At 68.1% G+C, this 12,184-nt stretch carries 11 protein-coding genes; 4 read left to right on the top strand and 7 right to left on the bottom strand.

Going from position 1 to position 12,184, the window contains the following annotated elements:
- Nucleotides 1-925, bottom strand: a 925-nt coding sequence (locus ACR2JA_RS11840) for an FAD-dependent oxidoreductase (protein WP_434009282.1), incomplete at its 3' end; no start/stop codon positions are given.
- A gap of 10 nt (nt 926-935) precedes the next feature.
- Nucleotides 936-1,760: an SDR family NAD(P)-dependent oxidoreductase gene (locus ACR2JA_RS11835; protein WP_434009281.1), complete on the bottom strand. Its 825-nt coding sequence runs from the start codon at nt 1,758-1,760 to the stop codon at nt 936-938.
- Between the two features lie 106 nt (nt 1,761-1,866).
- On the opposite strand from ACR2JA_RS11835, the gene ACR2JA_RS11830 reads away from it, so the two are divergent.
- The gene (locus ACR2JA_RS11830) at nt 1,867-2,778 is read left to right on the top strand and encodes a helix-turn-helix domain-containing protein (protein WP_434009280.1); all 912 of its coding nucleotides are present in this window, start codon (nt 1,867-1,869) and stop codon (nt 2,776-2,778) included.
- Between the two features lie 186 nt (nt 2,779-2,964).
- Here ACR2JA_RS11830 and ACR2JA_RS11825 read toward each other — a convergent pair whose 3' ends face one another.
- The 5 genes from ACR2JA_RS11825 to ACR2JA_RS11805 form a co-directional block, all read right to left on the bottom strand.
- A complete protein-coding gene (locus ACR2JA_RS11825) occupies nt 2,965-4,458 on the bottom strand; it encodes a tripartite tricarboxylate transporter permease (protein WP_434009279.1) in 1,494 nt (497 codons plus the stop codon).
- Nucleotides 4,455-4,964, bottom strand: coding sequence for a tripartite tricarboxylate transporter TctB family protein (locus ACR2JA_RS11820; RefSeq protein ID WP_434009278.1), 510 nt, complete (start codon nt 4,962-4,964; stop codon nt 4,455-4,457). The genes ACR2JA_RS11825 and ACR2JA_RS11820 overlap by 4 nt, the downstream gene beginning before the upstream one ends.
- Nucleotides 4,965-5,053: 89 nt before the next feature.
- Nucleotides 5,054-6,067, bottom strand: coding sequence for a tripartite tricarboxylate transporter substrate binding protein (locus tag ACR2JA_RS11815; RefSeq protein ID WP_434009277.1), 1,014 nt, complete (start codon nt 6,065-6,067; stop codon nt 5,054-5,056).
- A gap of 317 nt (nt 6,068-6,384) precedes the next feature.
- Nucleotides 6,385-8,127, bottom strand: a complete 1,743-nt coding sequence (locus ACR2JA_RS11810) for an FAD-dependent oxidoreductase (RefSeq protein ID WP_434009283.1) — start codon at nt 8,125-8,127, stop codon at nt 6,385-6,387.
- A gap of 2 nt (nt 8,128-8,129) precedes the next feature.
- Nucleotides 8,130-8,924, bottom strand: coding sequence for a shikimate dehydrogenase family protein (locus tag ACR2JA_RS11805; protein WP_434009276.1), 795 nt, complete (start codon nt 8,922-8,924; stop codon nt 8,130-8,132).
- Nucleotides 8,925-9,049: 125 nt separating this feature from the next.
- On the opposite strand from ACR2JA_RS11805, the gene ACR2JA_RS11800 reads away from it, so the two are divergent.
- From ACR2JA_RS11800 to ACR2JA_RS11790, 3 genes are all read left to right on the top strand, one after another.
- The gene (locus tag ACR2JA_RS11800; protein ID WP_434009275.1) at nt 9,050-10,096 is read left to right on the top strand and encodes a Gfo/Idh/MocA family protein; all 1,047 of its coding nucleotides are present in this window, start codon (nt 9,050-9,052) and stop codon (nt 10,094-10,096) included.
- An 18-nt stretch (nt 10,097-10,114) separates the two neighbouring features.
- Nucleotides 10,115-10,948 carry an IclR family transcriptional regulator gene (locus ACR2JA_RS11795; protein WP_434009274.1) on the top strand — a complete coding sequence of 278 codons (834 nt, stop codon included), beginning with the start codon at nt 10,115-10,117 and terminating at the stop codon, nt 10,946-10,948.
- 141 nt (nt 10,949-11,089) lie between these two features.
- Nucleotides 11,090-12,184 (top strand): FAD-dependent oxidoreductase (locus ACR2JA_RS11790; protein WP_434009273.1); only part of this gene is annotated, 1,095 nt, incomplete at its 3' end.

Raw genomic sequence — 12,184 nt, 5'->3', positions numbered from 1 at the left:
CCACACCGCCCAGCGCTTCGGCCATGTTCACGCCGTCGCCGGTGTTGCTGACGGGTGTGGGCGAGAGGTGCCGGTGACCACGCTTCACATGCGGGTAGGCCTGTGCAATGCGTTTGACGTCGTGCGGGAAACCGCCGCAGGCCAGCACCACGCCGTGGCGCGCGCGCAGCACGCCCTGCGCCGTGCGCACGCCCACCGCACGATCACCGTCCATCTGAATGCCCTGGGCCGGTGTGCTGGTGAGGATGGGAATGCCCAGATCCAGTGCCGACTTGGCCAGCCGCGCCGCCAGCGCGTTGCCGCTGGTGACCGCGATGCCGCGGCGGTACAGCGCGAGTTCCTTGAGGTGTGTGGCCAGGCGCTTGGCCACGTACAGAAACGAGGTGAACGACTTGGTGACCTGAAAGAAATGCTTCAGGTCGGCGTTCGACGAGTTGAACATCATGCCGATGAAGGTGATGGTTTTCAGCGGCGGCTTCAGGCGCGCCATGTCGGCGCCGAGTTCGCGGATGTCGAACGGTTTGGCCAGGATGGAGCGACCGATGTCCACGCCGCCCGGCACATCAGGGTGGTAGTCCGGGTAGAGCGTGGGCACGAACTGCATCGCCGTTTCGCGTTCGAAAAACGCCACCATCTTTGGCCCGTTGTCGATGAAGGCCTCGACCGCGGCCTCGTCATAAAACGCGCCTGTCTCTTCCACCATGTAGCGGCGCACGGCCTCGCGCGTGTCGGCCGGGTTCTGCTGGCGGCCAGGGGGCCCGAGCGGGATCCACAGCACGCCGCCCGAGAGCGCGGTGGTGCCACCGAAAACCGGCTCTTTCTCGATCACCACGACATCGAGGCCGCGCTTCCTAGCGGTGATGGCGGTGGCCAGGCCGGCGGCGCCGGAGCCCACCACGATCAGGTCGTATTCGGTCTTGTTCATGTGTGTCTCCTCAATTCGTCTGGTTAAAGCCTGGCCTGGGCACCATGTCCATCAACATCGACGACATGCCGCCATCGACCGCCAGTTCGGCGCCGTTCATGTAGGCCGAGCGCGGGCTGGCCAGGAACAGCGCCACGTCGGCGATGTCCTGCGGCTCGCCGATGCGGCGGCTGGCCGTGACCTGCGCGCGCTTTTCTTCAAAGCCCGGCTCTTCGTAGAACTTCGCCGACAGCGCGGTGCGGATCATCCCGGGGCAGATGGCGTTGCTGCGGATGCCCAGCGGGCCCCACTCGGCCGCCATCTGGCGCGACAGCAGCAGCACACCGGCCTTGCCCGCGCTGTAGGCGCCGCTGCCGGTTTGCGGGAAGTTGGCAGAGATGGACGCCACATGCACCAGCGCGCCGCGCGTGCGTGCCAGCTGCGGCTGAAAGGCGCGTGCGCACAGCAGGTAGCCGGTGAGGTTGACGCCCAGCACGGTGTTCCAGTCGGCCAGGCTCACGCTGTCCAGCGCGCCTGGGCGCAGCAGGCCGGCGTTGTTGATCAGGGCCGTCACATCGCCCAGTTCGGCCTGCACTTTTTGGGCAGCGGCCAGGGTCTGCTCTTCGCTGGCGATGTCGCAGGTCACGGCCAGGGTGCGCACGCCCTGCGCACCGAGTTCGGCGGCCAGTGCGGAGGCCTGGCGCTGGGCGCCCTCGGCATCGCGGTCGATCAGCGCCACGTGGGCGCCGGCTTCGGCCAGGCTGCGCGCCGTGGCGGCACCGATGCCGCTGGCCGCGCCGGTGACGGCGACCACGCGACCCTGCAGGCCCAGCCAGTGGGAAGGGGAAACGGACATGCTGGTCTCCTGTTTGGAATGGAAACGATTGTTCGCTCCGACCCCTTCGCAAGGTTTGACGATCCCGGCCAGCACCAGGACAATTCGTGCAAACCACGGAGCCCCCTTGACCGCCCGCATTCCCAACTACGCGCTCTACGGCGACCAGGACGCGCCGGCCTGGTCGAACTCGTTCAACTTCGAATGGATTCCCCAGCGCTCGGCGCCTTACCAGTGGGAGATCCAGGTGCACCGGCACGACGCCTTTGTGCAGTTGCTGTGCCTGACGGCCGGCTCGGTCGAGGTGCGACTGAACGGCGCGCGCATCCCGGCGCAGGCGCCCTGCCTCATCGTCGTGCCCGCCGGCGCGGCGCACGGGTTTCGTTTCGCTCCTGATGTGGACGGCCCGGTGGTCACCGCCACCCAGAAGGTGCTGGAGTCGCTGGCTGCGTTGCTGATGCCCGAGCTGCTGGACACCATCCGCACGCCGCGGGTGATCGAACTGCCCGCCGACGGCGAGCCACTGGAGCCGCTGATGCCACTGTTCCAGTCGATCGAGCGCGAGTCGCGCACGCACCGCAGCGGCCAGACGGCGTCGGGCATGGCGCTGCTGACCGCGCTGATGGTGCAGGTGGCCCGGCTGGCCGGGCCGACCGCGCGCGACGCGGGCGGCGCCACCGCCGGCGCGCGCAAGCAGCGCCAGATCGGGCAGTTCAAGGCCCTGCTGGACCGGCACTTCCGCGAACACCGGCCGGTGCAGTCCTACGCCGGCACCATGGGCCTGACCGCGGGCCAGCTCTCGCGCATCTGCCGCGAGGTGCTGGGCATGTCGGCGCTGGACGTGATCAACGCCCGCCTGGTGCACGAAGCCCAACGCGAACTGGTCTACACCGTGGGCAGCGTCAAGCAGCTGGCGGCCGAGCTGGGCTTTGAAGACGACGCCTACTTCAGCCGCTTCTTCAAACGCCACACCGGCCTGAGCCCGCGCGAGTTCCGCGCCCAGGCGCTGGCGCAACTGGCCCACACCAACAGCCCCTGAAACAGAAAACCCCCGGCGCCTTGCAGCAGCGGGGGTTGAGCGGCGCACGCAGCGGTCCGGAGCGCGTGTCCTGTCCGGCACACGCCGAGGAACCGGCTCCGCCGGGCCTATGGCGTGGTCCCCCCTTCCAGGGGGGGACGCGGCGAAGCCGCGCAGGGGGGTGACAGATGCTCCGCGCAGGGGGGATCACTTCCTCCCGCGCAACCGCTTCCACCAGTCCGCCTGGCTGACGATGGTCAGCACCACGCAGGCCAGCAGGATGGCCGACAGCGGCGTGGTGAGGAACTCGGTGACAAACACGCCCACGTCTTCACCGCTGGACGCCATGGCCTGGCGGTAGCTGCGGTCCATGATGGGGCCCAGGATCATGCCCAGGATGACCGGCCCGACCTGGAAACCGTACATCTTGAGGAAGTAGCCCAGCACGCCGAAGCCCAGCATCCAGTACACGTCCACCGGGTTGTTGTTGATCGCGTAGGCACCCACGGCCGACAGCACCAGGATCAGCGGCAGCAACACCGGCTTGGGCGTCTCGACGATCTTGGCAAAGATCCGGATGCCCGTCAGGCCAAACACCAGCAGGAAGATATTGGCCAGCGTCAGCGAACCGACGATGAACCAGAACAGGTGCGGCGTCTCGATCATCAGCATCGGGCCCGGCTTGAGGCCGTGGATGTAGAGCGCGCCGATGATCACGGCGGTGACCGCATCGCCCGGGATACCCAGCGTCAGCATGGGCACATAGGCACCGCCCACAGCCGCGTTGTTGGCCGATTCGGGCGCCACCAGGCCTTCGTAGGCGCCTTCGCCGAACGGGCGCGAAGGATTCTTGACGGTACGCTTGGCGTGGTCGTAGGCCATGAGCGCCGCGATGTCACCGCCCGCGCCGGGCAAGGCCCCCACCACCACACCGATGGTGGACGTGCGGGTGGCCAGCGGCAGGTACTTCTTGAGCAGCCCCCAGGACGGGATGATCTTGCTGACGTTCTGCTTGATCGCGGTGAGCTTGAGTTCGTGGATCTGCGCGATCACCTCGGACACACCGAAGAAGCCGATCATGGCGGCCACGTAGGCAATGCCGGCTGAAAGCTGCATGCTGCCGAAGGTCAGGCGGTTCTCGCCCGTCATCGGGTCCAGGCCCACGCAGGCGATGAGCGCGCCCAGGGCACCCGAAAAGACGCCCTTGGACAGCGATTCACCCGAAAGGCTGCCCACCAGCAGCAGGCCCCAGACGGCCAGCAGCATGTAGTCGCGCGGGCCGAACATGAGGGCCAGGTCCGACACCAGCGGCGCGGCCACGGCCAGCGCCAGGATGCCGATGAAGCCGCCATAGACCGAGACCACCGTGGTCAGGCCGATGGCCTGGCCCGCTTCGCCCCGTTTGGCCAGCGGGTAACCGTCCAGGCCGGTGGCGATGGCCGCCGGCGCACCGGGGATGTTCAGCAGGATGGCGCTGCGCGAGCCACCGTACACACCGCCCAGGTAGATGCCGGAGATCAGCGCCAGCGCGTGGTTCACGTCCCACTTGAAGGTGAACGAGATCAGGATGGACACCGCCATCGTGACCGACAGGCCCGGGATGGCGCCGATGTAGATGCCCGCGAACGTGCCCAGTGCTGTGAGCAACAGCATCTGCACGTCCACCCAGGACATGAAGAAGTAACCAATGGCTTCCATCATTTCAGGAACTCCGGCAGGTAGGGGCCGACGAGGCTGCCGGCGGGCAGGACGACCGAGAAGGCCGTCTGGAACACGATGTAGATGGCCGCCAGCACCACGGCGCTGATCACCAGATTGAGCCCGAAGCGTTTGCTGCCCAGGACCTGCATGGACAGCAGCAGGAACAGGTAGGACGCGACGAGAAAGCCCAGCACTTCCAGCAACAGCATGTAGGCCACGATCAGCGCAGCAAACAGCACCAGCGTCAGCGGCGCCAGCTTCTGCACGAACTGCTGGAAGACCGTCTGGTTGGGCGCCAGCGCCAGCTTCGATCGAGCGGTCTTGACCAGGCTCATCAGGCCAGTGACCAGCATGGTCGCCGCGCAGAGCATGGGAAAGAAGCCGGCCGACGACAGCGAATCGAAACGCGAAATGTTGTACGAAGCCCAGAGCATGAACGCGCTGAACAGCACGATCAGGACCATGAAGGTCAGCTCACCGGGCAGCCGCGGATGGCTGGTGTGCATGGTGTTCTCCTCGTTGTGGTGATCAAAGGGTGAAAAAAACGGCCTGGGCGAAAGGCTCGCCACAGACCGTCTTTGTCAGCCCGCGGGGATCAGGGCTTGGCGATGCCCAGCTCGGCCGGGTTCTTCTTGGCCGCGCCCGCGCCCTGGTACAGCCAGGCGGTGGTGGACTGGAACTTCTTGATGAACGCTTCGGCTTCGGCGCCGCTGATGTTCAGCATGGTGGTGCCACGGCCTTCCATCATCTTGCGGTACTGCGGGTTGTCACCGGCCTTCTTGAAAGCGGCCACCAGCTTGGCCTTGACCGGCTCGGGGGTGTCCTTCTTCACGAACACGCCGTACCACGAACCCCAGGGCAGGTACTTGGTGATGCCCTTGAGCGACGGCGCGTCGGTCACGGGGGCGATGCCCTGGAAGGGCTTGCTGTCCACCACGGCCAAGGCCTTGAGGCGACCGGCCTTGACGTGCTCGATGGCGGCACCCGAAGCGATGAAGCCGATGTCCACGTGGCCGCCCTGCAGCGCAGCGATGGCGGGGCCGTCACCGTCGAACGGCACGTTGATGGTCTCGAATTTGGTCAGCGTGCTCATCATGGCGTTCATGGTGAACGGCACGGTGCCCTGGCCGGCCAGGTACTGCTTGACCTTCTTGGGGTTGGCCTGCACGAAGCTCAGCAGATCCTGCATGCTGTTCCAGGGCGCATCGGGCTTGGCCACCAGCAGGATGGTGTTGGCCACGGCGGCGATGTTGATGGGGGTGAACTGGTCGTAGTCGAAATCCGCCACGCCCATCACGCGGTACAGCGCCTGCGGCTCGGCGCCCATCAGGATGGTGTAACCGTCCGACGGCTGCTGCAGCACGAAGTTGGCGCCGATCACGCCGGCCGCGCCGGGCTTGTTCTGCAGCACGATCTTCTTGCCCAGGGCTTCCTCGGCGTAGGGTGCGTAGCCACGCATGGCCACGTCGGTGCCACCACCGGCGCCCCACTGGATCACGGCGGTCACGTCGCGCTCGGGGTAACCCTGCGCCTGTGCGGCACCGATACCGGCCACGGTGGCCAGGGCCGCGACGGCGGCGCCCAGGAATTGACGTTTGAACTGCTGCATCAGATGTCTCCTTCTGTTGGAAAAAACCAAGCCCTGGAACCCGGACTCAAGGGTGTGATCTGCTGGCGCCGGGGGTTCGGGCAGGCGGTCCCACTGTAGGGGGCGACCACCGCGCGGTCCACGGATACAACCAGCTACTTGTTCGAATACCGCCCAATGACGATCGATCATCGAACGGTTTTGGGGTTTGTACTGAGCGACTGGGCGGCCAGCGGGACGGGGCACGCCGGGCCCGAAAAGTCCGCCCATTCTCTGGGCCAGCCCTGCCGCTACACCCGACGAATGCGGCCAGGGCCTGTGCATTTCGTGCATGGGTGTCATGGCACGGCCACCGCGCTGCGTGCACCCGCATGGCGGGCCGCGAGGCAGCCGAACACCAGGCCCGGGCCGATGGTGATGCCCGGCGCTGTGTAGACGCCGCCCATGATCGAGTGCATGTCGTTGCCCACGGCATACAGGCCGGCGATGGGCTGGCCCTGCGCGTCCAGCACGCGGGCATCCCCATCGGTGGCAAAGCCGGTGGCGGCCCCGATGTCGCCCGGGTGCAGTTGCACGGCGAAGTACGGCGCGGTTTTGAGCGGTCCCAGATTGGGATTTTTCGTGCCTGCGCTCGCGTCGCCGATGTTCTGCTGATAGGCCGTCTCGCCGCGGTGGAAACGCGGGTCCACCCCGGTGTCGGCGCAGCGGTTGATCTCCTCGATGCTGGCCTTCAGGCCGGCGGGGTCGATCCCGAGCTTCTGCGCCAGCTCATCCAGCGTGGCGCCTTGCGTGAGGTAGCCATCGGCCAGGAACGGGGCCATGTCCTTGGGTGACGCGCCGGGGCGCACCATGCCGGTGCCGTACTTCTGCAGCGCGGTCGCGTCGCACACCAGCCAGGCGGGCACCGACCCGGTGGCCTGCATCGCCATGCCGAACAGGTGGTACGAGGTGCTCTCGTTGACGAAGCGCTCACCTTTCCGGTTCACAGTCAGCATGCCGGGCTTGGCGCGGTCCATCACGAAGTGGGGGAACACCGCCGTGCTGCCGTCGGCGCGTTTTCTCAACGAAACCGGTGCCCAGAAGGCGTTGCTCAGCGCGCCCTGGCCGTAGACCGCACCGGCGTCCTGGGCCAGTGCGTGGGCTTCGGCCGTGTGGCCGGGTGCGGCCGGGCACCAGGCGATGTCGGCGCCGGGCAGCATCTGCGCGCGCAGGTCCGGGTGGCGGTTGAAGCCGCCGCTGGCCAGCACCACGCCGCCGCGAGCGCTGACGCGGCGGTTGCCACCTGCGCCTGCGCCCTGCCCCTTGAGCACCACACCGGTCACGTCCGCACCGTCGCGCTCGAAGCGCTCGACCGAGGTGTTGAGCACCAGCGTCACGCAGGCCTGTTTCGAGAGCGAGTACAGCAGCCGCGCCACCAGCGCGTTGCCCATCACCAGCCGCGTGCCGCGCGGGTGGCTCAGCCGGTCCAGGCCGTGGCGCGCGATGATCTTGAACGCGTGCTTGAACGAAGCGAAAGACTTCGTCAGCGCCAGCAGGTGGTTGATGTCGGTGCGGTCGACCATCATCCCGCCGAGCACGGTGAACTCAGGGATGGGCGGGCGCACCAGTTGGAACAGATCGCCCAGCAGGCGCCCGTCAAAGGGCAGCGGCTCCAGCGCACGGCCGTTCAGCGTCGATCCACCGAGGTCGGAGATGTAGTCCGGGTGCTTCGGGTAGGGCCTGAACTTCAGCTCGGTGCGGTCTTCCAGCAAGCGGATGGCCGCGGCGCCGTGGTCCAGAAAAGCCTGGCGCAGCGCGGCCGGTGTGCGATCACCGATGGCGTTGGTCAGGTAGCGCGCTGCTTCGGCCAGCGTGTCGGACGGGTTGACCTTGGTCGCGTGGTGCGTGCCCGGCACCCAGGTGGTGCCGGCGGACCAGGCGGTGGTGCCGCCCACATGCCCGGTGCGCTCGACCAGCAGCACGGTTTTGCCATCCAGCGCGGCGAACAGCGCAGCGGCCATGCCGGCGCCACCGGCACCGATCACCACCAGATCGAACGCAGCGTCGGTGGGCAGCTGGTTCAGCGATTGCAGGACTTGCATGTTCACGCCCCCAGGAGGAAATCCACCATCAGGTCGCGCACGCGGGCGAACATGTCGGCGCCGGTCATCGTGCCGCAGCCCTGCTCGCGTGCAGCGGCGATGAAGCGCGTCACCGCCGGGGCGGTGATCACGCAGCCGCAGAACATCTGCGGCTGGAGCTTGCTCACGTCCAGCGGGTACGGGTCATCGTCTTTCATGCCCACCGGTGTGGCGTTGAGCACCAGGTCGAAGCCGGTCGGGTCGGCGCTGCCGTGGGTCACCGGACATTTCCCCAGGCCGGCCAGCCGTTCCACCAGCGCAGCGCGGCGCTGGTCATCGGGGTCGTGGATGGCCAGTTCGCTCACGCCGGCCATGACCAGCGCATAGGCGATGGCCGAGCCGGCGCCGCCCGCGCCCACCAGCAAGGCTCTTTTTCCGGCCGGCTGGCAACCCTTGTCTTGCAGAGCGGTGACGAAACCCAGGCCGTCGAACATGTCGCCGTGCCAGCTGCCGTCGGCATTGCGGCGCATGGTGTTGACCGTGTGCAGGAAGGCTGCGCGGTCCGAGGTGGTGGTGCACAGGTCGGTACAGGCGAACTTGTGCGGCACGGTCACGATGATGCCGTCCACGTTGTGTGCCAGCGAGGCGCCGCGCACCCAGTCGGCCAGGTGGGCCGGCGACACATGGGCCGGCACGCACACCGCGTCGCGACCATGGTCGGCAAAGGCCTGGGTCACACCGGCGGGCGATTTCACCTGGGCAATCGGGTCGCCCACGATGTAGTGCAGGCGCGTGGCGCCGCTGAGGGTCTGTGTCATGTGTCTCGCTCGGATCTCGGGTGGATCGGGTGGTTGGCGTGGATCATATGCAAAAGTGGAATTGCGTTCAAGTATTGAATGTTGTTCTTTTTTTGACTAGACTCCAGCCCGGAGACACACCACACATGGACACCACCCGCCTTCTGGTTGTGGGCGCCGGCGCCATCGGCCGCACGCACATCGACCGAATCTTGCGCACACCGGACCTCGCGCTGGCCGGCATCGCCGACCCGTCGGACGCAGGCCGTGCGCTGGCCGAATCCATCGGCGTGCCCTGGGCGCCGGACCATGTGAGCGCACTGGAACGTTTCCAGCCGCAGGGCGCCATCGTCGCCACCCCCAACACCCAGCACGTGCCGATGGCGCTGGACTGCCTGGCGCGCGGCGTCGCCGCCCTGGTGGAAAAGCCGCTGGCCGACAGCGTGGCCGAGGCACAGCAGCTGGCGGACGCACAAGCGCGCAGCGGCGTGCCGGTGCTGGTGGGCCACCACCGCCGCCACAACCCCATCAACCGCCAGGCGCGCGACCTGGTCGCCAGCGGCCGGCTGGGCCGGCTCGTCAGCGCCAACGTCATGGCCAGCTTCTACAAGCCCGAGGCCTATTTCGATCTGGCCTGGCGGCGCGAACCCGGCGGCGGCCCGGTGCTCATCAACCTGATCCACGAGATCGACCAGCTGCGCTTCATCGGCGGTGAGGTCGTGCAGGTGCAGGCGCTGACCAGCAACGCGGTGCGCGGCTTCGCGATGGAGGACACGGCCGCCGCCGTGCTGCGCCTGGCCAACGGCGCACTGGCCACCCTGGTGCTGTCGGACACCGCGGTGGCGCCCTGGTGCTGGGATTTCTGCGCCGGCGAGCAGGACCAGTACCCGCGCCAGGACGTCAACACCCTCTTCTTCGCCGGCACACAGGGCTCGCTCTCGCTGCCCGATCTCTCGCTATGGCACTACAGCGGCGAACGCCACTGGCACCACCCGATCACGCGCGAGCAGCGCACCGCCCTCAAGGCCGATCCGTACACGCGCCAGCTGCAGCACTTTGCGGCCGTCATCCGCGGCGAAGAAGCCCCGCTGTGCAGCGCGCTGGACGGCCTGCGCACGCTGCAGGCCACGCTCGCGGTGCTGTCAGCGGCGCGCACCGGCCAGTCCGTAACATGCCCGGTTTCGACCTCCTGAACGAATCGGAACCCCACCATGAACGGCGTCCTTGAACGAACCCTCGGCATCCTCGAACTGCTGTCGCAACACGGCGAAGGCATGGAGCTGGCCGCCATCGCCGACCGTACCGGCATCCCGCGCAGCGGCGTGCACCGCCTGCTGGCCGACCTGGTGCGCCTGGGCTATGTGCGCCAGGCCAAGGGCCACGGCGAGTACCTGCTGACCACCAAGCTGGTGAGCATGGGCCTTTCGTACCTGAGCAACTCCGGCATCGTCGACATCGCGCAGCCGCTGCTCAACCAGCTGGCCGACATTTCGGGCGAACTGGTGCGCCTGTCGGTGGTGGACGGTGAGCGCCTGACCTGGGTCGCCCGCGCACAAGGCGCGCGCCAGGGCCTGCGCTACGACCCCGACATGGGCAGCGACGCGACGCTGTCCTGCTCGTCTTCGGGCTGGGCGCTGATGTCCACCCTCAGCGACGACGCCGCGCTGGCCCTGGTGGCCCAGCAGGGCCTGGGAGCGCCCGAGCAATTCGGTCCGGCCGCGCCGACGTCGCTGCAGGCCGTGCTGGCCGCGGTCCACGAAACGCGCGAACGTGGCTACAGCCTGACGGTGGACACCTACAGCCTGGGCCTGTCAGCCATGTCGGCACCCGTGCGTTTTGCCGGCCAGCCGGCCATCGGCGTCATCACCATCGCCGGGCCCACGGTGCGCTTCACCATGGAGCGCATGCAGTCCATGGCGCCCGAGTTGCTGTCGGTGGCCCAGCAGCTGGCCGCCGCCAGCGGCGCCTCGCCCTTCTTCCAACTCACGGCCGAGACGGGCGCCCCGAGCGACGTCAAAGGCCGCAAGCCGATCTACGCCGTATAGCCATGACCACCCCCGTCGCTTGCTCGCTTCGCGTAGCCGTTTCCCCCCTCAAGGGGGCGACACCAGTGGCCTGGCAAAGCCAGTTCCACGGTGTCCCGCGCGAAGAGAGCTGCGATGCGTGAGTGGGACTGTGATCTTCTGGTGATCGGTTCTGGAGCCGGCGGGCTCTCGGCCGCCGTGACTGCGGCGCATCTGGGCCTCAAGGTCATCGTCGCAGAGAAAGACCCGCAGTTCGGCGGCACCACCGCCTGGTCGGGCGGCTGGATGTGGCTGCCGCGCAATCCGCTCGCCGTCGAGGCGGGCATCGTCGAACCCATCGACGAACCGCTGAATTACCTGCGCCACGAACTCGGTGAGCGCTTCGACGAGGCCCGCGCCCGCGCCTTCCTGGACGCCGCGCCGCGCATGGTGGAATTCTTCCGCAGCAAGACCTCGCTGCGCTTCATCGACGGCAACGCCATCCCCGACTTTCACGGCCGCACGCCGCACGCGTCCACCGGCGGCCGCTCGCTCTGCGCCGCGCCCTTCGACGGCCGCCGCCTCGGCCCGCGCATCGCCGATCTCAAACCGCCGCTGCCCGAGACCACGCTTTGGGGCATGGGCATCGCCTCGGGCGCCGAGCTGCGCCACTTCTTCAATGCGCTGCGCAAGCCCGCGTCGTTCTGGTTCGTCGCGAAGCGTGTGCTGGCGCACGGGAAAGACCTGCTGGTCCACCGCCGCGGCATGCGGCTGGTGAACGGCAATGCGCTGGTGGCGGCGCTGGCGGCGTCGGCCTTTGAAGCTGGCGTCGACATCCGCACCCGCTCGCCAGCACGGCGCCTGTTGCGCGACGGCGAGCGCGTGACCGGAGCCGTGCTGAACACCCCGGACGGCCCGGTCGAGGTCCACGCGGCCCGCGGCGTGCTGCTGGCCTGTGGCGGATTCCCGCACGACACCGAGCGCAAGCGCGCCCTGCTGCCGCACGCGCCCACCGGCACCGAACACTGGTCCGCGGCCTCGCGCGGCAACACCGGCGACGGCCTGCGCCTGGGCGAGAGCGCCGGCGCCCGCGTGGGCGCCGACGGCCTGCAGGCCGCCGCCCTGGCCCCCGTCTCACTGGTGCCGCAGCGCGACGGCTCGTTCGCCCACTTCCCGCACCTGATCGAGCGCGCCAAGCCGGGCCTGATCATGGTGCGCGCCGACGGCCGCCGCTTCACCAACGAAGCCGACTCGTACCACGACGTGCTGCAGGCGCTG

This window comes from Hydrogenophaga sp., from assembly GCF_051007235.1.
GTDB lineage: Bacteria > Pseudomonadota > Gammaproteobacteria > Burkholderiales > Burkholderiaceae_C > Hydrogenophaga.
Note: the sequence above shows the minus strand (reverse complement) of the source record. Positions and strands in the feature narration are given on the sequence as shown.